This window comes from Neorhizobium sp. NPDC001467, assembly GCF_050275975.1.
Taxonomy (GTDB): domain Bacteria; phylum Pseudomonadota; class Alphaproteobacteria; order Rhizobiales; family Rhizobiaceae; genus Neorhizobium.
Window position 1 is genome coordinate 283449 of record NZ_JBNNPS010000001.1, and the last position, 21589, is coordinate 305037.

Annotated in this window: 17 protein-coding genes and 1 other RNA gene; 12 read left to right on the forward strand and 6 right to left on the reverse strand. The window is 61.7% G+C overall.

Going from position 1 to position 21589, the window contains the following annotated elements; all coding sequences use genetic code 11:
• The first annotated feature begins 65 nt into the window (after positions 1 to 65).
• Entirely contained in the window at positions 66 to 2252 is a 2187-nt protein-coding gene (locus ACQKKX_RS01395; RefSeq protein WP_427568079.1) for a TonB-dependent siderophore receptor, read from the forward strand.
• 111 nt (positions 2253 to 2363) lie between these two features.
• Here the strand turns inward: ACQKKX_RS01395 and ACQKKX_RS01400 are convergent, their stop codons facing one another.
• Both ACQKKX_RS01400 and ACQKKX_RS01405 read right to left on the reverse strand, forming a co-directional pair.
• Entirely contained in the window at positions 2364 to 3395 is a 1032-nt protein-coding gene (locus ACQKKX_RS01400) for a class I fructose-bisphosphate aldolase (RefSeq protein ID WP_427568081.1), read from the reverse strand.
• Positions 3396 to 3623: 228 nt separating this feature from the next.
• Positions 3624 to 4820, reverse strand: coding sequence for a phosphoglycerate kinase (locus ACQKKX_RS01405; protein WP_427569321.1), 1197 nt, complete (start codon positions 4818 to 4820; stop codon positions 3624 to 3626).
• Positions 4821 to 5031: 211 nt separating this feature from the next.
• On the opposite strand from ACQKKX_RS01405, the gene ACQKKX_RS01410 reads away from it, so the two are divergent.
• Positions 5032 to 6687, forward strand: a complete 1656-nt coding sequence (locus ACQKKX_RS01410; RefSeq protein WP_427568083.1) for a diguanylate cyclase — start codon at positions 5032 to 5034, stop codon at positions 6685 to 6687.
• Positions 6688 to 6843: 156 nt separating this feature from the next.
• Here ACQKKX_RS01410 and ACQKKX_RS01415 read toward each other — a convergent pair whose 3' ends face one another.
• The 4 genes from ACQKKX_RS01415 to tkt form a co-directional block, all read right to left on the reverse strand.
• Positions 6844 to 8679: a potassium/proton antiporter gene (locus ACQKKX_RS01415; protein WP_427568085.1), complete on the reverse strand. Its 1836-nt coding sequence runs from the start codon at positions 8677 to 8679 to the stop codon at positions 6844 to 6846.
• Positions 8680 to 8953: 274 nt separating this feature from the next.
• Entirely contained in the window at positions 8954 to 10333 is a 1380-nt protein-coding gene (locus ACQKKX_RS01420) for a GntP family permease (RefSeq protein WP_427568087.1), read from the reverse strand.
• Between the two features lie 365 nt (positions 10334 to 10698).
• Positions 10699 to 11709, reverse strand: coding sequence for a type I glyceraldehyde-3-phosphate dehydrogenase (gene gap, locus ACQKKX_RS01425; protein WP_427568089.1), 1011 nt, complete (start codon positions 11707 to 11709; stop codon positions 10699 to 10701).
• Between the two features lie 83 nt (positions 11710 to 11792).
• Positions 11793 to 13766, reverse strand: coding sequence for a transketolase (gene tkt, locus ACQKKX_RS01430; RefSeq protein WP_427568091.1), 1974 nt, complete (start codon positions 13764 to 13766; stop codon positions 11793 to 11795).
• 328 nt (positions 13767 to 14094) lie between these two features.
• On the opposite strand from tkt, the gene ACQKKX_RS01435 reads away from it, so the two are divergent.
• From ACQKKX_RS01435 to ACQKKX_RS01480, 10 genes are all read left to right on the forward strand, one after another.
• Positions 14095 to 14367, forward strand: a complete 273-nt coding sequence (locus ACQKKX_RS01435) for a DUF4164 domain-containing protein (protein ID WP_427568093.1) — start codon at positions 14095 to 14097, stop codon at positions 14365 to 14367.
• Positions 14368 to 14387: 20 nt separating this feature from the next.
• Positions 14388 to 14768 carry a cell division protein ZapA gene (locus tag ACQKKX_RS01440; protein ID WP_427568095.1) on the forward strand — a complete coding sequence of 127 codons (381 nt, stop codon included), beginning with the start codon at positions 14388 to 14390 and terminating at the stop codon, positions 14766 to 14768.
• A gap of 119 nt (positions 14769 to 14887) precedes the next feature.
• Positions 14888 to 15046: non-coding RNA, 6S RNA (ssrS, locus tag ACQKKX_RS01445), on the forward strand.
• Between the two features lie 59 nt (positions 15047 to 15105).
• Positions 15106 to 15381 carry a hypothetical protein gene (locus ACQKKX_RS01450; protein WP_427568097.1) on the forward strand — a complete coding sequence of 92 codons (276 nt, stop codon included), beginning with the start codon at positions 15106 to 15108 and terminating at the stop codon, positions 15379 to 15381.
• A 178-nt stretch (positions 15382 to 15559) separates the two neighbouring features.
• Entirely contained in the window at positions 15560 to 17056 is a 1497-nt protein-coding gene (locus tag ACQKKX_RS01455; protein WP_427568099.1) for a sensor histidine kinase, read from the forward strand.
• On the forward strand, positions 17053 to 17490 hold the full coding sequence (locus ACQKKX_RS01460; protein WP_427568101.1) for a response regulator: 438 nt from the start codon (positions 17053 to 17055) through the stop codon (positions 17488 to 17490). Before ACQKKX_RS01455 ends, ACQKKX_RS01460 begins: the two co-directional genes overlap by 4 nt.
• Positions 17491 to 17497: 7 nt before the next feature.
• The gene (locus ACQKKX_RS01465; RefSeq protein ID WP_427568103.1) at positions 17498 to 18556 is read left to right on the forward strand and encodes a sensor histidine kinase; all 1059 of its coding nucleotides are present in this window, start codon (positions 17498 to 17500) and stop codon (positions 18554 to 18556) included.
• A gap of 274 nt (positions 18557 to 18830) precedes the next feature.
• Complete coding sequence (locus tag ACQKKX_RS01470) at positions 18831 to 20117, forward strand: hemolysin family protein (protein WP_427568105.1); 1287 nt, start codon at positions 18831 to 18833, stop codon at positions 20115 to 20117.
• Positions 20117 to 20692 carry a 5-formyltetrahydrofolate cyclo-ligase gene (locus tag ACQKKX_RS01475; RefSeq protein ID WP_427568107.1) on the forward strand — a complete coding sequence of 192 codons (576 nt, stop codon included), beginning with the start codon at positions 20117 to 20119 and terminating at the stop codon, positions 20690 to 20692. The genes ACQKKX_RS01470 and ACQKKX_RS01475 overlap by 1 nt, the downstream gene beginning before the upstream one ends.
• A gap of 45 nt (positions 20693 to 20737) precedes the next feature.
• Positions 20738 to 21562, forward strand: a complete 825-nt coding sequence (locus ACQKKX_RS01480) for a TIGR00282 family metallophosphoesterase (protein ID WP_427568109.1) — start codon at positions 20738 to 20740, stop codon at positions 21560 to 21562.
• Positions 21563 to 21589: the final 27 nt, after the last annotated feature.

Consider the following 21589-nt stretch of genomic DNA (forward strand, 5'->3'; position numbering starts at 1 on the left):
AGGAGTTTTCCTCTCGACTTTCTCCTGACATAAGCACCCCAGCAATAATGTGGGGTTCTTCATTCATGACGCGATCGCTTTCCCTGAAGTTTCTTCTCGGCGTTTCCGTTTCTTGTCTCGTGCTTGTGGCAGCGGCCCGTGCGCAGGATCAGCAGGGAACCGTCCTTGAAACGATCGTGGTCGAGGGTGCTTCCGGTACGTCCGCCAAGGAGAAGAACGCGGCAGCCAGCGGCCCGGTGGACGGCTATGTCGCGACGCAGAGCGTGTCTGCCACCAAGACGACAACGCCGCTGATCGAAACCCCGCAGTCGATTTCGGTGATCACCACGCAGCAGCTCGAGGATCGCGGCGTGCAGAATCTCGGCGAAGCGCTGGGTTACACCGCCGGCGTCGTAGCCGCACCGTTCGGCAATGACGCACGCTATTTCAATCCGCTCCTGCGCGGTTTCGAAGCCGTGGACAGCATCTACATCAATTCCTTCCGATTTATCCGCGATTTCGGCGCGCTTTCGTTCGAGCCCTACGGCCAGGAACGCATCGACGTCATCAAGGGGCCGACCTCGGTTCTTTACGGCCAGGGTGAGCCGGGCGGCATCATCAATCTCGTCGCCAAACGCCCGACCTTCGAGAAGTTTGGCGAAGTCGGCGTCGAATTCGGCAATAACGACCGCTACCAGATCAAGCTCGATGCCGGCGATGTCTACGATGACACCGTTTCCTATCGCATCACCACGCTTGGTCGCAAAGCGGACGGCCAGCAGGATTTCACCAGCGACGATCGCTTCTACCTCGCGCCGTCCTTCACCTGGGCGCCGGACGAGGATACGTCGCTGACGCTTCTCGGCTCGCTTCAGCGCGATACCGGCACCTCGCCGCTCGGCCTTCCGCAGGCAGGAACGCTGGATTTCAATCCCAACGGCATCCTGCCGGTTTCGCGATATATCGGCGAACCCGATTTCAACGACAACAAGAGCCTGTTGGGAACGCTGGGCTACGAGTTCCGGCATCGGTTCAACGAGACCTTCGAGTTCCGACAGAACGCGCAGTACCTCTCTTTCGACGCGGATTACAACAATCTGTATTACTCGTCGTTGGGTGCTGATCTGCGCACCGTCAACCGGGGTGTGAGCGTACAGTCGGAAAACACCGACAGCTTTGGCATCGACAACCAGATCGAAGCGAAATTCGACACAGGCGCGCTTGAGCACACTGCGATCTTCGGCTTGGATTACCGTTATTACACGCAGGACCGCGCGTCTCTGTTCGACAGCGTCGGGTCGATCGACGTGTTCAACCCGGTCTATGGCTCGCCCATCAGTTACAATGCAGCGTTGACGGACTACATGGATCATCGCCTGCAGCAGATCGGCCTCTATGCGCAGGACCAGATCTCCATCGACAGGTTGCGTCTTACATTCGGTCTCCGTCAGGACTGGTCCGACATCCGCGGCAATGTTTTCGACGGCGGCAGAAACACCACCACGATCACGCGCAACAAAGATCATGCGCTGACCGTTCGAGCCGCGGCGCTCTATCTCTTCGACAATGGTCTGGCGCCCTACATCAGCTATTCTACGTCGTTCAATCCACAGCCCGGCGCCAACACCACGACCGGTGAATTGCTCGACGCTTCAGAAGGCGAAATGATCGAAGCGGGTCTGAAGTTTCAGCCGGAAGGCTGGAACAGCATCTTCACGGCCAGTGTCTATCAGCTGACGAAGACCAACATTACCGGCACCGTTCGCGATGCGAGCGGCGCCCGCGTCACGCAGCAGGTCGGCGAAGCCGAATCGCGCGGCTTCGAGCTTGAGGCCACGACCAGCCTTGCGGAGGGCTTGGATCTGCTTGCCAGCTACACCTATAGCGACACGCAGATCACCACCGGTGGTTTCGAGTTCGACAGCGTCACGTCCACCTCCATCCTGACCACGGGCAATCAGCTGGCCAATATCCCCGAACATTCGGCGGCCGTCTGGCTCGGCTACACGTTCCAGGAGGAAACGGCACTTGAAGGCCTGAAGCTCGGTGCGGGCGCGCGTTATATTGGCGAGCGTTTCGGCAACAACACCAACACGATCAAGCTGCCGGACGCCACGGTGTTCGATGCCTCGGTTTCCTTCGAGAAGAACAATATCAAGGCGTCGCTGGCCGTCCAGAACCTTGCCGACAAGCGTTATGCCGCAAGCTGCAATTTCGGCTGCTTCTATGGCGAAGGGCGCACGATCGTCGGCAGCCTGACCTACAAGTGGTAACCGGCTGACGGCGGGGCGGGGGCCGGCGCGGCCTGCTCCAGACGCACGAAAGCCGCCCGTTGCCGGGCGGCTTCCATGCAGTTTTCCTCTCCCGGGAAACTTATGTCGCGATCAGGCAGCCTTTTCGAGATCGCGCTTCCATGTGCCCTTGGCGGCCAGCGTGTTCATCTCGGCACGGTGCTGGAAGGCCCGCTGGCCGGCGGCAACGTTTTCCGGACGGCCGGCCCAGGCCTTCAGCGCCGTTTCCTGCAGCGCGCGGCCATAGGAATAGGTCAGTTTCCAAGGCATGTCGTAGCCGGCCACCATGGCCGACAGATGCGCCGTCGCTTCCTCGGTGGACTGACCGCCCGACAGGAAGGCGATGCCCGGCACGGCGGCAGGAACGGTGGCCTTGAGAACACGGACGGTCTTTTCGGCCACTTCCTCGATCGAAGCCTTGCGGGCGTTCTTGCCGTCGATGATCATGTTCGGCTTGAGGATCATGCCCTCAAGTTTGACGCGGGCGTCATAAAGGTCGTTGAAGACGATGCGCAGCACGTTTTCGGTGACGGCCGCGCAAACGTCGATCGAGTGATCACCCGGCTTGCCGTCCATCAGCACTTCCGGCTCGACGATCGGCACGATGCCGGCTTCCTGGCAAAGCGCGGCGTAGCGGGCGAGCGCCTGCGAATTGGCCTTGACGGAGCTCAATGTCGGCAGGTTCTCGGCCGTGTTGATGGCGATGACGCCGCGCCATTTGGCAAACCGCGCACCGGCCTTGTAATAGTTGGCGAGACGCTCACGCAGACCGTCCAGCCCCTCGGTGACGGTTTCTCCCGGATGGCCGGCCATCGGCTTCGCACCGATATCCACCTTGATACCTGCAAGAGAGCCGGCCGCCTTGATCAGATCGACGAAGGGCGTGCCATCGGCAGCCTTCTGGAACAGCGTCTCTTCATAGAGGATGACGCCGGAGATACAGTTGCGCATCGCCGCGTCGGTGCGGAACAGCATTTCGCGATAGTCGCGGCGGCTTGTCTCGGTCGATTCGAGATTAATGGTGTCGAAACGCTTCTTGATCGTCGATGTCGACTCGTCGGCGGCCAACAGCCCTTTTTCATCCGCAACCATCTTCACGGCAATGTCTTCAAGGCGTTCGGTCATGTCTGTCTCCCAGGGGCTGATGCAAGCTGATATTTTGGCCTTAGCAGAAGAATAGGGCGCAAAGAACAAGCGTCTAATAGCCTGAAACGATTGAAATTATTTCAATCGTTTTAAAGAATGCAAATTTTTTAAAAGCGCTTGTTGAAAAGCGGGAGCGACCATTCGGTTCGCTCCCGCCCTAAGGATTAAAAATGATTTTGGGGACGAAGGGAGGTCCGTCCGCTCCTGTCAGTCCCGCCTGAGCACCTCGACGCCTGGCAGAATCTTGCCTTCCATCCATTCCAGGAACGCGCCGCCGGCGGTCGACACATAGGTGAAGTCGTCAGCGACACCGGCATGGTTGAGAGCGGCCACCGTATCGCCGCCGCCGGCGACCGAGGTCAGCGCGCGGGCCTTGGTGCGTTCTGCGGCAACCTTGGCTGCCGCCACCGTTGCGGTATCGAAGGGAGCGATCTCGAAAGCGCCAAGCGGGCCGTTCCATACCAGCGTTTTCGCCTTGCCGATCCATTCGCTGACGGCGTCCACGGTCTTTGGACCGACATCGAGCGCCATGGCATCGGCGGGGATGGCGTCGACCGGCACGGTTTCGCTGGCGGCATTGGCCTTGAACTCGCGGGCAACGACGGCATCGACGGGCAGGACAATGACGCAGCCGGCCGCTTGCGCTTCCGCCATGATCGCCTTGGCCGTTTCGCCGAGATCGTGTTCGCACAGCGACTTGCCGACATCGATGCCCTGTGCGGCCAGGAACGTGTTGGCCATGCCGCCGCCGATGACGAGCGCATCCACCTTCTTCACCAGGTTCTGCAGCAGATCGATCTTGGTCGACACTTTTGCGCCGCCGACAATGGCGACGGTGGGGCGCACCGGATTGCCAAGACCCGCCTGAAGGGCTTCGAGCTCCGCCTGCATCGTGCGGCCGGCAAAGGCCGGCAGGTGGTGGGCAAGGCCCTCGGTGGAGGAATGGGCACGGTGGGCGGCGGAAAACGCGTCGTTGACGAAGATGTCGCCATTTTCCGCAAGTGCCGCGGTAAAGGCCGGGTCGTTCTTTTCCTCACCCTTGTGGAAGCGAGTATTTTCCAGAAGCAGGATGTCGCCTTCCTTCATTGCCGAAATCGCGTCGGCAGCCTGATTGCCGATGCAATCCTTGGCGAAGTGAATTTTCCGGCCCAAGACGTCATCGACGGCCGACACGATCAGCGACAGCGACATATCGGCGACCGGTTCGCCTTTCGGGCGGCCGAAATGCGCAAGCAGGATGACCTTGGCGCCCTTTTGCGCCAGTTCCAGAATGGTCGGAGCAACGCGTTCGATGCGGGTCCTGTCGCTGACCCTGCCATCCGCCATCGGCACGTTGAGGTCGACGCGCACGAGAACGCGCTTGCCGGCGATGTCGGAGAGGTCGTCGAGTGTCTTGAAGGCCACCATGTCGTCAATCCATGTTTGCGAGTTGGAATTTCGAAGCGGACCATACTATCCTTGAACGGGGACGCAAGGCGCCACTGGCAAGGACGCGGCGGGAACGGGTGGCAAGGTCGTGCCGTTGACGGTGTTAACGAAATTCCCATCAGGTCGGTGTGTAATCGCCCGATGACGACGATGCCGGTCCTTGCCGCCGGTGGAGCGAGGTTGACATATGGCCGGTCGGTCAAATCGCAATGATGCCGGTGTGCAGACGGACGCGCACACGAATGCCCCGGATGCGGCGCATATTCTCGACACGCTGCCGGCGCTGGTCGGATACCTGGATGCCGATCTGAAACTGCTCTATGCCAACAAGACCTATGCCGACCTGCGCGATATCGACCGCAGCACGGCTATCGGCAAAAGCGCGCGCGAAGTGGTGGGACCCGACAATTACGCCGCCATCCGCGAGCGGCTGGAGACGGCGCGCGCCGGCACGCCGGTTTCGTTCGATTACGATCTGATGGCGCGCGGCGAAAAGCGTCACGTGCACGCGCAGTACCTGCCCGATATCGCACATGACGGACGCGTTCGCGGCGTTCTCGTGCATGTCACCGATATCAACCCGCAGACCGATCTTCGCCACCAGGCCGAAGAAAGCCAGGCCCTGTTCGACAACGCCTTCCGCAACTCCCCGATCGGGCTTGCGCTGGTCGATACGTCCGGGTTCATCCTGCGAGCCAATCGCAGCTTTGCCGACATGCTGGGGCGCAGCGTGGAAGAGGTGACCGGCATCGGCTTCGGTTCCATCACCCATCCCGACGATGTCGATGCCGACCTTTTCCTGTTCCGGCAGGTGCTGGCGGGCCAGCGCGACAGCTACAAGATCGACAAGCGCTATCTGCGGCCCGATGGTAGCATTACCGAAACCAACCTGTCCGTCACCGCCATGCGCAACGAAGCCGGCGAGATCGTCCGCTTCATTTCGCAGATCGTCGACCTGACCGAGCAGAGACAGGCGCAGCGGGCGATGAGCGAGATCAACGCGCAGCTTGCGGTCGCCATGGACGCGGTCAGCGGCGGTTTCTGGCATTTCGACATCGGCAAAAGCGATTTTCGCATATCCGATGGCCTGAAAACCTTCATCGTCGGTCCGGGTCCGGTGCCGTTCGACCTGTCCGGCTATATCCAGCGCATGCCGGCCGACGACCGGGCCGGCGCCGGCTTTGAACGGCTGGTGGCGGGCCATACCGATCGGGAGACGGCGGAATACCGGTTGCGAACGATAACCGGCGAACGCTGGATGCGTTGCGAGCGCAAGCTCTTGCGCGACGAGGACGGCCGCCCGATCAAGATCGTCGGCGTCGCTTTCGACATTTCCCGCGAACGCGAGCAGTTGCGGCTGACGCAGGAGCAGGCGCATCGCGACAGCCTGACCGGGCTGCTCAACCGACGCGGGCTGGATGCGGCCTTCAGGCTCGTTCGCAAGGACAAGGCCTGCGGTGTGCTGGCGATCGACCTCGACGGTTTCAAGCAGGTCAACGACAGCCACGGCCATGAGGCGGGCGACGAGGTGCTGATCGAAACCGCCCGACGGCTGAAGGCCGCGGTGCGCGACAGCGATCTCGTCTGCCGCACCGGCGGCGATGAATTCCTGGTGGTGCTGGTGGATGCCGACGAGGCGCTGATGGATGCCATCAGCAGCCGCATCATCGAGCTGATGGCGGCAAGGATGCTTCTCGGTTACGCCGAGGTCAATGTCGGCTGCAGCATCGGCACGGTCTGGTATCCAGGATGGCCCGAAGGGCTGAAGGAGCCGCTATCGCGCGCCGATAACGGGCTTTACCGCGCAAAGGCTGCGGGAAAGAATACTTGGCGCGCGGGCTAAGAAAGGAATGCGACCCTTGCGGTCTTCTTCGGCGGGAAGGTATTGCAGTTTTTGATGCAGAACGTGCGGCCGTCTCCCGGCAGCCATACCCTGTCGAAAACACGATGGCGATTTCCTTCAGACACCCGATCGGTGGCGTGGGCCCAAGGTCCGCCCCTATTCTACGGCAGTCTTCTTTCGGCCTTGCCGTGCCCGTGCGCGGTAGCGACGGAGCGCGTCGCGGATGCGGTGGGCGATCTCGCGCATGTTGATGAAGATCGGCAGGCCGGTGGCCGGTTCCACCGGTTCCAGCGAAATGCCCACGCCGCTGATATGGTTCTGTTCGTCGAGGTCGCGCACGATCAGGATGATCGAGCCGAGCCTGACGCGGTCGGCATATTCGGCGTGCCCGCTCAGGCGATGCAGGATCAGTTCGGAAACGGTCATGCCCTGTTCGGCTGATGTCAGCAGGCCCGGACCATAGGCGGCATCCAGCTCCTTTGCGGGCCTTGACGGAGAGATGGCGAAGGCGCCGAAAAAGTCCGCGTCGTCCTCTTCCACCGGCAGGCGGCTGGCAAACAGACGGTCGAGCAGGCGCGAATAACCAGGCGCGATGAAAAGATAGACCTGATCGTTTTCTCTCAGGCGTCCGGCATATTGGTAGCGCATGCTGCGACCGTCGCGAATGACCAGCGAGGGCGTTGCCCAGCGCGGGATGCGCTCGCCGCTCAGGACGGCGCTGTCCTTTGCGACACGGTAGGTGATCAGTTCGTGATTGGCGCGGCCGGGCAGGTCGAGTTCCAGCTTGTCGACCTCCCCCATGCGCGGCGGGATGATCAGCCCGAGTTTCTGCGCCACGGGCTTGATCGTCCAGCCCTGCACAAGAAGCGAGACGAGAACGATGATGAAGGCGGTGTTGAAATAGACCTGTCCATGCGGCACCTCGCCCATGACGGGCAGGATGGCGAGAAGGATGGAGACGGCGCCGCGCAGGCCCACCCACGCGAAAAAGCCGATCTCCTGCTGCGTGAAGTCGAAGGGAAGGAGGCTCAGCCAGACGGCGATCGGGCGGGCGACAAAGATCAGGAAGAGCGCGAGCGCTACGGCGGGCAGCGCGATATCGCCGAATTGCGACGGCGTGGCGAGCAGGCCGAGCACGAGGAACATGATGATCTGCGCCAGCCATGTCAGTCCGTCCTGGAACCGGCGGATCGTTTCCTTGGCGAAGATCTTGCGGCTGCCGGCATAGATCCCTGCCACATAGACGGCAAGAAAGCCGCTGCCGCCGAGCGTGCCGGTGAAGGAAAAGACCAGAAAGGCAAGGCCGAGGACGAAGATCGGGGCAAGGCCGCGGTCGGCGGCGAAACGGTTGACGATGGAAACGATCATCATGCCGCCGAGCAGACCGAAGATGAGGCCGAGGCCCATTTCCTGCACGAATTCGGCCAGCAATTCGATATTGAGGCCGCTTGCGCCGTGACCGAGGCTGACGATCTGCACCAGCGAGAGCGTCAGGAAAATTGCCATCGGATCATTGGTGCCGGATTCCACTTCCAGCGTCGAGCGCACCTTGTCGCGGATATGGATGCCGCCGATGCGCAGCAGGAAGAACACGGCGGCCGCATCCGTCGAGGCGACGATCGAGCCGAGCAGCAGGCCTTCCAGGAGCGAAAAGCCGAGAAGCAGGGAGGCCGCCAGGGCGAAGATGATGGCGGTCAGAAGCACGCCCAGCGAGGCGAGAGCGAGCGCCGGCAGGGCGGCGATCCTGAAGGAGTGGACGGAGGTGCCGAAGCCGCTGTCGAACAGGATGATCGCCAGCGCCAGCGAGCCAATCATGTAGGCGAGCGGGTTGTTGTCGAAATGAATGCCGAGGCCGTCCGATCCGGCGGCAAGGCCAATCATCAGGAAGACAAGCAGAAGCGGTGCGCCGAAGCGGAAGGCAATGAGGCTGGAAAAGGCCGCCGCCAGAACCAGCACGGTGCCGACCAGCAGGATGATGTAAAAAGCCTCCACCGCGTGCCTTTCCTTTCCACATATTCACCGCACTGCCGGGTTCCGGTCATGGCATCCGTGTTGCGGCACCGCAAGGACGGGCCGGACTTCGTCAATGGAGGACGAAAACGGAGATGCAACGTGGATCCGGCCAAGGCCGGCGGGAATCGCGCAGTGGCCCATATGGCAAGGGTAAAAGGGGCAAGAGAAGGGCAGAGGGTAAATTTAACACACGAAAGGCGGGCCGTGTCGCCGCGGCCCGCCTTTCGATGATCGAAGCGTCCAATTGAAGCGTTTAAGCGGCCCAGAAGATCAGGCCGGACAGCGCAAAGCCGATCACACCCATCAGGGTCTGCATCACGGTCCAGGTCTTGAACGTGGTCTTGATGTCCATGTTGAAGAAGCGGCCGACCAGCCAGAAACCCGAATCGTTGACATGCGATAGCATGACCGAGCCGGAGGCAACCGCAATGACGATGGAAGCCAGTTCGAGTCCCTGGTAACCGGCTGCCTGAATGGCGGGCTGCACGAGGCCGGCCGCGGTAATCAGCGCGACGGTGGCCGAGCCCTGCGCAACCCGCAATGCGGTGGCGATCAGGAAGCCCGCGACGAAGACCGGCATGCCGATATCGGAAAGCGCACCCGACAGGGCGTTGCCGATGCCCGACGCGCGCAGGACGCCGCCGAACATGCCGCCGGCACCGGTGATCAGGATGACCGAGCAGACCGGGCCGAGAGCCGAATCGACGATACGTTCAACCTTGACCGGATCGCGACCGCGCATCGGACCAAGAACATAGGCGGCAACGAGAACCGAAATCAGCAGCGCGATCGGTGTGGAGCCGATGGCGCGGGCGAGTTGGAACCAGCTGGCGCCCTTGTCTACCCAGCCTTGTGCGCGGGCAAAATCGAGGCCCGTGTTCATGAAAATCAGAATGAGCGGCAAGAGCAGCAGCGCCACGACGAGGCCGGGGCTGGGGAGGATGGTCGGCTCTTCCGCGCTTTTCTCTTCCGTTTCGTTCTCCGGAACAGGCAGGTAGATGCGGTTGCCGATCCACTGGCCGAAGACGTGGCCAGCGAGGATCCAGGTTGGAATGGCCACAATCAAGCCGACGATGATGAGCAGGCCGACATCGGCGCCCAGGAGTTCGGAAGCGGCCACAGGGCCCGGATGCGGCGGCACGAAGACGTGCATGCACGAAAACGCGGTGGCGACCGGGATGCCGTAAAGCAGGAGGCTGCCGCCCAGGCGCCGCGCGACGGTGAACATGACCGGCAGCATGACGACGAGGCCGGCATCGAAGAAGATCGGGAAGCCGAAGAACAGGGATGCGATGCCGAGCGCCATCGGCGCGCGTTTTTCGCCGAAGCGCCGCACCAGGTCGTCGGCAAGCGCCTGGGCACCGCCGGATACTTCCAGCAGGCGGCCCAGCATGGCACCAAGGCCCACCAGAAGGGCGACGCCACCGAGCGTGGAGCCGAAGGCGGAGGTCAGGGTGGTCAGGATATTTGCCGCGGGAATGCCCGTGACCAGTGCCGTCAGGAAACTGACGAGGATCAGCGCCACGAAAGCGTGGATGCGAAACTGGATGATCAGTAGCAGCAATAGCGCGACTGCGCCGGCAGCAATGGAAATCAGCGCACCTGCGCCGAGAGTCTGTTCAAATTCAGGCAAGTTATTACTCCTCCAATGCAGGGCCGCGCCTTAGGCGGGCGGTGCACCATTGCCTTCAAAATCGCTTCAAGTGTCCGCTAGAAACGAGGCCGACCCCAGCGATCTACGACAGTTTCGGGTGGCGCATCAACCCGTCATCTTTGACCTGAGGGGCAACCCGCGGCAAAGCCAGTCCGGCGCGGGGCTGGAGGGCGTGCGGAAGGCAGGACAGCCGGCGGCAGGCGATCTTCATGGCGGCCTTTTTCGCGGCTCGGCAAAGCCCGCCGGGCCGGGCATCAGAGGTGCAGAGAAAAGGCTTCGGGATAAAGCCCTTCAAATGAAAAAGGGCGCCCGAGGCGCCCTTTTGCAGTTCATATGTCGCTCGGTCAGATGAGCTTTGCCAGTGCGACCGACGTGTCGGCCATGCGGTTGGAAAAACCCCATTCGTTGTCGTACCAGGTGAGAATGCGCACAAAGTTGCCTTCGAGCACCTTGGTCTGGTCGATTGCGAAGATCGAGGAGTGGCTGTCGTGGTTGAAGTCGCGCGAAACCAGCGGCTCCTCGGTGTAACCGAGAATACCCTTCAGGGTGCCGTTGGAGGCAGCCTTGATGGCTTCGTTGATTTCAGCGGTGGTGGTGTCGCGCTTGGCGACGAACTTGAAGTCGACGACCGAGACGTTCGGGGTCGGAACGCGGATCGAGGTGCCGTCAAGCTTGCCCTTCAGGTGCGGCAGGACGAGACCAACAGCCTTGGCGGCGCCGGTGGAGGTCGGGATCATCGACAGGGCTGCGGCGCGGGCGCGGTACAGGTCCTTGTGCATGGTGTCGAGCGTCGGCTGGTCACCCGTGTAGGAGTGGATCGTGGTCATGAAGCCGTGATCGATACCGACGGCGTCGTCGAGAACCTTGACCACCGGCACGAGGCAGTTGGTGGTGCACGACGCGTTGGAGATGACCAGGTGGTCCTTGGTCAGCTGGTCGTGGTTGACGCCGAAGACAACCGTCAGGTCGGCATTGTCGCCCGGTGCCGAAATGATGACGCGCTTGGCGCCGGCGGTCAGATGGGCGGCGGCCTTGTCGCGGCTGGTGAAGATGCCGGTGCATTCGAGCGCGATGTCGACGCCGAGTTCGCCATGCGGCAGCTGGGCCGGATCGCGAACGGCAGTGACCTTGATCGGCTTGCCGCCGGCAACGGTGATGGTGTCGCCGTCGACCTTTACCTCGGCCGGGAACTTGCCGTGGATCGAATCGTAGCGCAGCAGGTGGGCATTGGTCTCGACCGGGCCGAGGTCGTTGATGGCGACGACTTCGATGTCGGTGCGACCGCTCTCGACGATGGCGCGAAGGACGTTACGGCCGATACGGCCAAAGCCGTTGATGGCAACCTTTACAGTCATGTGGAACTTTCTCCCTGAATGATGGGACTTTGATAGAGGTCGGTGAGACGCCGCTCCATTTGATCGGGAGCGGCATTTAAAAATCAGATGTTTGCCTCGGCTGCGGCAACGATGGCATCAGCGGTGATGCCGAAATGCTTGAAGACGTCCTTGGCCGGGCCGGAAGCACCAAAGCCCTTCATGCCCACAAACGTGCCTTCCGGACCGATGAACGCATCCCAGCCTTCGCGAACGCCGGCTTCAACGGCGATCTTGACCGGCGAAGAACCGATGATCTCGGCGCGGTAGGCATCCGGCTGTTCGAAGAAGAGTTCGGTCGAGGGAACGGAGACGACGCGAACCGACGTGCCCTTTTCCCCGAGCGTCTTTGCAGCGGCAACGGCGAGTTCGACTTCCGAGCCGGAAGCGAAGATCGTTACCTTGGCATCGGCATCGCCCGAAAGCGTGTAGGCGCCCTTGGCCGAACGGTTCTCTTCCGAATATTCGGTGCGCACGGTCGTCAGGTTCTGGCGGGTGAGCGCCAGGCCCGATGGACGGTCCTTGGTCGACAGCGCGATCTGCCAGCATTCGGCGGTCTCGACGGCATCGGCCGGGCGGAACATCATCAGGTTCGGGATGGCGCGCAGGGAAGCCATCTGTTCGACCGGCTGGTGGGTCGGACCGTCTTCACCGACGCCGATCGAGTCATGCGTCAGGACGTGGATTACGCGGATGCCCATCAGCGAGGCAAGCCGGATCGGCGGGCGGCAATAATCGGAGAAGATCATGAAGCCGCCGCCATAGGGGATCAGGCCGCCATGCAGCGCGACACCGTTCATGGCCGATGCCATGCCGTGCTCGCGAATGCCCCAGTGCATGTAGCGACCGGAGAAATCGGTGGGCGTAATCGACACCATCTGGCTGGTCTTGGTGTTGTTGGACGGCGTCAGGTCGGCCGAACCGCCCAGCGTTTCGGGCAGGAAGCCGTTGATGACTTCCAACGCATCCTCGGAGGCCTTGCGGGTGGCGATGGTCGGCTTGGTCTCCGCAAGCTTCTTCTTGTAGTCGCTGATCGCGGCGTCAAAACCTTCCGGCAGATCGCCGGCGAAACGGCGCTCGAACTCGGCCTTCTTGGCGGACTGTTCGAGACGGCCTTCCCACGCCTTGACGGCATCCGCCGAGCGGGTGCCGGCAGCGCGCCATTCGGAAAGAACGTCGTTGGGAACGACGAAGGGCTCGTATTCCCAGCCGAGCGCCTTTCGGGTCGCTGCGATTTCGTCGCCGCCGAGCGGCGAGCCGTGAACCTTGTGGCTGCCGGCCTTGTTGGGCGCGCCGAAGCCGATCACGGTCTTGCAGGCGATGAAGGTCGGGCGGTCAGACTTGTGGGCCTGCTCGATGGCATCGGCGATCGCAGCCTGATCATGGCCGTCGATCTCGATCGTGTTCCAATGCACGGCCTTGAAGCGGGCGATCTGGTCGGTCGAATCCGACAGCGACACGGCGCCATCGATGGTGATCGAGTTGTTGTCCCAGAACAGGATCAGCTTGTTAAGCTTGAGATGACCGGCGAGCGCGATGGCTTCATGGCTGATGCCTTCCATCAGGCAGCCGTCGCCATTGATCACATAGGTATAGTGATCCTGCAGATCGGCGCCGAATTCCTCACGCAGTTTGCGTTCGGCGATCGCCATGCCGACGGCATTGCCGATGCCCTGGCCGAGCGGGCCGGTGGTCGTCTCGATACCGGTCGCGTGGCCGTATTCCGGGTGGCCGGCGGTCTTGGAGCCAAGCTGGCGGAAACCCTTGAGGTCATCCACGGTCATGTCCGGGTAGCCGGTCAGATACAGAAGCGAATAGAGCAGCATCGAGCCGTGGCCTGCCGACAGAACGAAGCGGTCGCGATCCGGCCAGTGCGGCTTCAACGGATCGAACTTCAGGTATTTTGAGAACAGGACCGTCGCCACGTCGGCCATGCCCATCGGCATGCCGGGGTGACCGGAATTCGCCTTTTCGACGGCATCCATGGCAAGAAAACGGATCGCATTCGCCATCCGGTCGTTTTGTTCGCGAGAAGTCATGGCTTATCCACTATCGTCCGAGGTTCGGTCACCGGGCCCTTGGGCGGGCCCTCTAAAGGGAGCGTCTGATCCTTATCAGGTGCGTCACGCAAGTCAACAAATGGGGACCGGGCGCGTTCCTGCAAGTGCGGCGTTTCGGTACAGTCCGGATGTGGGTCGCATAGTCGGCCGCGGATGCTAAAAGAACTGGTCGATCCACAGGATAGACGGGTCGGTAAAGACGGTGCTTTATTGACCCGTCCCATGCCGGTGCATAATCTGTGATCTCTGTTGGACAGTCAGGTATGTGCGATTCGTCGCTTTCCTGCATGCACCGGGAAGACGGAAGATGCCGACGGACAAGTCGTTGGAGCTTGCCATTTCAGATCTGAAGTCCGCGATCGGCGGGCTGGAAAACGCAATCGACGCACGCGCCGAGCGGCAGCGCATGGGCGCGGAAGTCGATGGCGAGGTGCGCCGCGTGCATGCCGACCGGGCAAGGCTGGCGCAGGAACTTGATCAGTCCGAGTTTCGAGCCAACCGGCTCGAAGAGGTCAATCGCGAAGTATCGCGGCGTCTGGTCACGGCGATGGAGACCATCCGCGCCGTGCTCGATCGGTAAAGAGTGGGATTGAGCATCAGATGGCGCAGGTCACGGTAACGATCGACGGCAAGGCCTATCGCATGGCCTGCGAAGCCGGCCAGGAACAGCATCTGGAAACGCTGGCCGGCCGCTTCGACCAGTATGTCGGACATCTCAAGAGCCAGTTCGGGGAAATCGGCGATCTGCGCATCACCGTGATGGCCGGCATCATGATCATGGACGAGTTGGCCGAGCTCGACCGCAGGGTCAAGAACCTTCAAAACGAGATCGACGGCCTGCGTGCAAGCGGCGAGGGCGCCGCTCAGGACAAGGCCCGCAACGAGGCCCTGATGGTATCCGCGGTCGAGGAATTGACGGCGCGCCTGCAGGACATGACCGCAAAGCTTTCGGCCCGCCATCCGGAGCCGGCGCAGGGCTGATCGCGAGGCCGGCGAAGGCCGATGTCTCCCGGCGACGCTTCGGCGCGGTCCGAATAAAAACCGGGTGCAAACGTTTTCGGCCTCTGGCGGCATGGAGTATCACCGCCTATATTGCCTATCGCGTTCTGCGCTTCCCGACAGGAACCACAATCCCTGGGGCCATACTCGATCCAAAGGGAGCTGTCCCTGGCCAGGCCCGTGGGCTTGGACATATGGCGCCCACCTACGTTTGTAGGCACCCAGGATCGTAAACCTCCATCGGTCGCCGCGGATCGCACCTGAATTTCTCGATATTTCATCGCGCCGGCACGTGCCCTCCTTGCGGAGGGCGGTCGTGTTGGCGAGTTTTGCGCCTGTTCGAAGACGTTGCCGAAAATGTTATCCACCGTGCCCTGCGTTCGAGGCGATCCTGCCCTATCTCGCCGTCATGACTGAGGGCAGGACATATACTCCGGAGCAATTGCACCGCATCTACAACGCCCATGTGCGGGTCTGTGCGATGCGGGATGTGCAATTGGTCAGCCCGGAAGGCAAGCAGATCGCCAAGCGGCTGCTGAATGAGTTCAGCGGTTCCGAACCGGAGGACGATATCGTCCGGAAGTTTCTGTCGTGACGAGGGCCCTGGGGCCGGTCATGGTTTCGGCGAGGGGCAAGGAACAGGGTTCGCGTCGTTCCCCAGTTTGGAGGCGTCCATGATCCTCAACCGGCACGTTTCTGTATAACGGTCTCTAACTCCTTGACTTTCTTCCGCTCATTACCACTTGTACGCGCGGGGAGTTTACGCTGAACGCATGGCCATCTTGAACAACACCTTTGCGCGCTCGTCGCTGCTCATGCTGCTGATCGGCGGCGTGATCATGCTGGGTATCGTGCTGTCGTCCTTTTTCCTCGCTCAGAACACGCGCGACTACTTCGACGAAGTGACACGGTTGCGTGCGCTGCGCAGCAATTCCGCCGACCTTCTGCTGCGCGTCCAGAGTGCGGAAACGGCGCAGCGCGGCTATCTCCTGACCCGTGATCCGGCATTCCTGCGCTCCTTCAACGAGGCGCGCGACGCCATTCCAGGCCAATTCCAGAAACTTGAGCGCTCCGCCGGCGCGCAGAGCTTCGTATCGGTGCCGCTCGATGAACTGCGTCAGCTGATCGCTGACAAGACGCATGAGATGGAGTCAACGTTCGCGCGCATGAATGCCGGCGATATCGACGGCGCGGTCGCCATCGTGCGCAATGATTCCGGTCGCCTCATCATGGAGCGGATGTCGGCCATTCTGAATGGCACCGTCGCAGGCATGGATACGCGGCTCGTTCATGGCATCGGCGAATTGCGGGAATCGTCGGACAGCCTGCAATGGGTCAGTCTCGGCGGCGGCGTCGTTATTCTCATCGTTGTCGGTGGTGCCATCGCCATCGTCGCGCAGCATGTCGGGGCGCTCAACCGTTCGCGCAGTCAGGTGGAAGCACTCAACACCAATCTCGAGGAACGGGTCAACGAGCGCACCGAAGACCTCATGCGCGCCAATAGCGAGATCCAGCGCTACGCCTATATCGTATCGCATGATCTGCGTGCGCCGCTCGTCAACATCATGGGCTTTACCAGCGAGCTGGAAACCACGATGCAGGATATCCGCGCCTATGTTCTGGCCGAGGGAATGCCGAGCGAGGCGGCGGTGCGACAGGCGCGTCTGGCCGTCGAGGAGGATCTTCCCGAGGCGATCGGGTTCATCCGTTCGTCGACCAAGAAAATGGATGGCCTCATCAACGCCATCTTGAAGATTTCCCGCGACGGACGGCGCGAGTTGAAGCCGGAGCGCATCGACCTTGCCGAGATGCTGTCGATGACGGCCGATTCGATCAACCATCAGGTGGTCGATGCCGGCGGCGAGGTGAAGATCGCCGTGCAGGCGGCCCGCGGTCTCGTGTCGGACCGTTTCTCGCTGGAGCAGATATTCGGCAACCTGTTCGACAATGCCGTGAAATACCGCAACCCGGACAAGCCCTTGCAGCTTTCCGTGCGCGCCTATCCTGTCGGCCGCTCGGCGGTCCGCATTGAGGTTGCCGACAATGGCCGCGGCATCGCGCCGGAAGATCACGAACGGGTTTTCGAACTGTTTCGCCGTTCCGGTTTGCAGGATCAGTCCGGTGAGGGTATTGGTCTGGCCCACGTGCGATCGTTAGTCAGAAATTTAGGTGGGGACATTACGGTCGCGTCCACGCTGGGGGGCGGTTCCACATTCGTGATCCGTCTGCCCGTGGATTTGTCCCAATATGTCAGGAGCAACGGGCCATGAAAGCTGCCGGTAAGGAAGTCACCATCGTCATGATCGAGGACGATGAGGGCCATGCCCGCCTCATCGAGAAGAATGTGCGCCGGGCCGGCGTCAACAACGAGATCGTCCCCTTCACCAACGGAAACGCTGCGCTCGACTATATCCTCGGGGCGGATCGCTCCGGCGACGTGTCGCAGGGACGATACCTGCTGATCCTGCTCGATCTCAATCTGCCGGACATGTCGGGTATCGACATTCTGGAACGGGTCAAGTCGAACCAGCATACCAAGCGTCTGCCCGTCGTCATTCTGACCACAACCGACGACGAGCGCGAAATCCAGCGCTGTTACGATCTCGGCGCCAATGTCTACATCACCAAGCCGGTCGAATATGACAGTTTCGCCAATGCCATCCGGCAGTTGGGCCTGTTCTTCTCGGTCATGCAGATCCCCTGAACTCCCATTGAATGAAAAGGCCGCCGTGCCGATGCCGCAGACCGTTCTTTATATCGATGACGACGTCGCTCTCGGGCGGCTCGCCGAACGGTTTCTCGGCCGTGCCGGTTATGCGCTGAAACATGCCGTGGACGGCGCGACCGGCCTTGCGCTGGCGGCGGAAGGCGGCATCGACGCGATCGTGCTCGATCATTACCTGCGGGCCGAAACCGGGCAGGACGTGCTGCGTGGTCTGAAAGAGCGCGGCATCGAACTGCCGGTCATCTACGTCACCGGTTCCAGCGAAGCGACGATCGCCATCGACGCCCTCAAGAACGGCGCTGCGGACTATGTCATCAAGACCATCGGCGAAGAGTTCTGGTCGCTGATGGAAAATGCCATCCGCCAGGCCATCACCAATGCCGAACTGCGCCGCGCCAAGGAAAAGGCGGAGGCGGAAATACGTATTGGCAAGGAGCGCGCCGAAGTGCTCTTGGCCGAGGTCAATCACCGGGTCGCCAACAGCCTGGCGCTGGTGGCGGCGCTCATTCGCCTGCAGGTGACGAGCAGCCGCAGCGACGAGGTGAAGGAGGCGCTTACCGAGACGCAGGCGCGCATTTCCGCCATCGCGGGCATGCACCGCAGCCTCTACACATCCGACGACGTGCGCACGGTCGAAATCGACAAATATCTCGAGACCCTGGTCAAGGAAGTGCAGCGCTCCGTCGAAATGGGCGACAAGGGCCCGTCGATCCGCCTGGAGGCGGAGGCGATCTCCTTGTCTTCCGACCGTGCCGTCTCCGTCGGCATGATCGTCACCGAACTTTTGACCAATGCGATCAAATACGCCTATCCGACCGGTTCGGAAGGTGAAGTGCGGGTGATCTTCAAGCGCTCCGACGACACGCACGCCTTGCTCGCCGTCGAGGACGACGGCATCGGATGCCTCGACGATGCGGCGCCGAAAGGCACCGGCCTTGGCACGCGGATCATCAAATCCATGGCCTCCACGCTCGGCTCCGTCATGACTTACGTGGCGGTTCCCGTCGGCACCCGTGCCGAACTTCCCATCGATCTGCAGGCGTAAGCGGCCGCGCCGAAAACATTTTGCCCGATTTCATGCGACCTGCGCCATTGCCAAGTGAAGACCGGAACCCTATCCTTGATTTCATATTGATGGATTTAGGACCATGACATCCCTGAACCGGCGGCGGTTTTCCGAGCGCTGTGTGAGACATTGCTGAGACGCCGGACCTGCGCTTTTGCCGCGCAGGCGCCTTTTCATTCCGGCGTGACGAATGCAGCGGTCCTATCCGCCTGCACCTCGGCCGGATCCTCCAGTTCCAATCAAAGAGCTTCTTGTGTTAACCGAAATCCTCATCGTGGTCTGCCTCACGGTCCTCAACGGTGTTCTCGCCATGTCGGAACTCGCCGTCGTCTCCTCGCGCCCCATCCGTCTCAAGGTAATGGCCGAGCAGGGCAACCGCGGAGCAGCCACGGCGCTGCATCTTGCCGATGATCCGGGCCGCTTCCTGTCCACCGTGCAGATCGGCATCACGCTGGTCGGCGTTCTGTCCGGCGCCTTTTCCGGCGCTACGCTCGGCGCGCGCCTGACCGGCTGGCTCGAAGTCCAGGGCCTGTCGGAAAACCTCGCCGACTGGCTCGGCGTCGGCACGGTCGTCGTCATCATCACCTATCTGTCGTTGATCATCGGCGAACTGGTGCCCAAGCAGGTGGCGTTGCGCAATCCCGAAGCGGTCGCTTCACGCGTCGCGCCGGCCATGTGGCTTCTGTCCAAGATCGGCGCACCGGTCGTCTGGCTGCTCGACATTTCCGGCCGCACCGTCCTAAAACTGCTCGGCCAGAGCGGCGACAACGAGGAGCGTGTCACCGACGAGGAAATCCGCACCGTTCTTGCCGAGGCGCAAAGCGCCGGCGTGATCGAAAGCGGTGAATCGGAAATGATCTCCGGCGTCATGCGCCTGGCCGACCGCACGGCACGCGGCCTCATGACACCGCGCCGCGATGTCGAGGTGATCGACACGGAGGACGACGTCGAGGAAATTCGCGCCCAGTTGCGCAATACGCATCGCTCCCGCCTGCCGGTGCGCAAGGGCAGTTCGGATGAGATCATCGGCGTGCTGTTCGTCAAGGATGCCTATGACTTCATGGCCGGCGGCAATCTTATCGACCTGAAAACCTCGTTGCGCGACGCCCCCGTCGTTTCCGATCTGGCGGGCGCGCTCGATGTCATTCAGGCTCTGCGCAAGGCGCCCGCGCACATGGCCCTCGTTTATGACGAATACGGCCATTTTGAAGGCGTGATCACGTCGGGCGACGTTCTGGAAGCCATTACCGGCGTGTTCCAGGAGGACGAGGTCGAGGAGCCTTCCATCGTGGCGCGCGACGACGGTTCCTACCTGGTTGCCGGCTGGATGCCGGTCGACGAGTTCGGTCATCAGATGGGTATCTCCATCGAGGAGGACCCGGGCTACGAAACCGTGGCCGGCTTCGTTCTCGACGAGCTGAAACACCTGCCGGAACTGGGCGAGAAATTCACGACCCGCGGCTGGACATTCGAGGTCGTCGATCTCGACGGCCGTCGTATCGACAAGCTTCTGGTGAGCCGCGTCACGGATCAGGAGTGATGCCGTCTTCGCCGCAAAAGGCGCTGTTGCGTAACGGGCGGCTTGCCGCCCGTGATGCGCTTTCTTCAAAAGAGCGGCTGGAGAAGAACCTTTCGCTTACCGCCTATGGCCTCGGCGCGATCGCGGTGTCTCAGGGACTGGTCGTATCGGGTTTCCTGCCGATCCGTTCGGAGGTGGATCCGAAGCCGCTGATGGCAGGGTTGAGGCAGGAAGGCGCGCGCCTGTGCCTGCCGGCCATTCTCGACAAGACAAACATCGTCTTTCGCGAATACCTGTCCGATGCGGACCTGATCGCCATGGGCTTTGGAACCTATGGCCCGGCAGCCTACGCGCCAGTTCTCGAGCCGCAGATCATGCTTGTGCCGCTTTCGGCCTTCGATGCTTGCGGCAACCGGATCGGCTATGGCGGAGGTTATTACGACCGCGCCATCGACAAAATGCACCAAAAAGGCCTGTTTCCGCGGCTGATCGGCATTGCATTCGACTGCCAGGAAGTGGCATCAGTGCCGGCTGAACCTCACGATATCAGACTGGACGCGATCCTGACGGAAAGCGGCTACCGGACCTTCGCCTGAGGCACGGGCGTTCGGCCCGTCGATAGAGGCATAGATTGGAAGAGCATGCGCCTTTTGTTTCTCGGTGACATGGTGGGCAAGACCGGACGCACGACCGTCTGGGACAGGCTGCCGGGTCTCGTCTCCGACCTGAAGCTTGATTTCGTCATCGTCAACGGCGAAAACGCGGCCGGCGGCTTCGGCATTACCGAAGACATCTTTCTGGAAACCATCAATGCCGGCGCCGATGTGGTGACGACCGGCAACCATGTCTGGGATCAGAAGGAGGCCGTGACCTTTGCCGGTCGCCACGACCAGTTTTTGCGCCCGGCGAACTATCCCAACGGTACACCCGGCAAGGGTTCGGGTGTGTTTTACGCCCGCAACGGCGCGCGCGTGCTCGTCGCCAACATCATGGGCCGGGTGTTCATGCACCCGGAACTCGATGATCCCTTCAAGTCGGCCGAGGCGATCCTCGAGGCCGCGCCCTTGAAGGATCAGGTCGATGCGATCGTCTTCGACTTCCATGCGGAGGCCACCAGCGAAAAGCAGTGTTTTGGCCATTTCGTCGATGGCCGCGCCTCGCTGGTCGTCGGCACCCATACACATGTGCCGACCGCCGATCACCAGATCCTGAACGGCGGCACGGCCTATATGTCGGATGCCGGCATGTGCGGCGATTACGACTCCTCGCTCGGCATGGACAAGGAAGAACCGCTCAACCGCTTCATCTCGAAAATGCCGAAAGGCCGTTTCGAGGCGGCATCCGGCCCGGCCACGCTTTGCGGCGTCGGCGTCGAGATTTCGGACGCGACGGGTCTGGCGGAAAAGATCGAGCCGCTCAGGATCGGACCGCGGCTGGCCGAGAATATTCCGAGTTTCTGGCGGTAATACTGATCGACTAAGCGGCGCTTGCAT

Bases quoted from the DNA above. Each gene is read 5' to 3' on its own strand.
- gap (WP_427568089.1), bottom strand. From the start codon at position 11,709: ATGACTGTAAAGGTTGCCATCAACGGCTTTGGCCGTATCGGCCGTAAC.
- ACQKKX_RS01400 (WP_427568081.1), bottom strand. From the start codon at position 3,395: ATGACCGAACGCCTTGAAGACATTGCCGTGAAGATGGTTGCGGATGAA.
- ACQKKX_RS01460 (WP_427568101.1), top strand. From the start codon at position 17,053: ATGAAAGCTGCCGGTAAGGAAGTCACCATCGTCATGATCGAGGACGAT.
- ACQKKX_RS01480 (WP_427568109.1), top strand. From the start codon at position 20,738: ATGCGCCTTTTGTTTCTCGGTGACATGGTGGGCAAGACCGGACGCACG.
- ACQKKX_RS01440 (WP_427568095.1), top strand. From the start codon at position 14,388: ATGGCGCAGGTCACGGTAACGATCGACGGCAAGGCCTATCGCATGGCC.
- ACQKKX_RS01435 (WP_427568093.1), top strand. From the start codon at position 14,095: ATGCCGACGGACAAGTCGTTGGAGCTTGCCATTTCAGATCTGAAGTCC.
- ACQKKX_RS01455 (WP_427568099.1), top strand. From the start codon at position 15,560: ATGGCCATCTTGAACAACACCTTTGCGCGCTCGTCGCTGCTCATGCTG.
- tkt (WP_427568091.1), bottom strand. From the start codon at position 13,766: ATGACTTCTCGCGAACAAAACGACCGGATGGCGAATGCGATCCGTTTT.
- ACQKKX_RS01475 (WP_427568107.1), top strand. From the start codon at position 20,117: ATGCCGTCTTCGCCGCAAAAGGCGCTGTTGCGTAACGGGCGGCTTGCC.
- ACQKKX_RS01395 (WP_427568079.1), top strand. From the start codon at position 66: ATGACGCGATCGCTTTCCCTGAAGTTTCTTCTCGGCGTTTCCGTTTCT.
- ACQKKX_RS01410 (WP_427568083.1), top strand. From the start codon at position 5,032: ATGGCCGGTCGGTCAAATCGCAATGATGCCGGTGTGCAGACGGACGCG.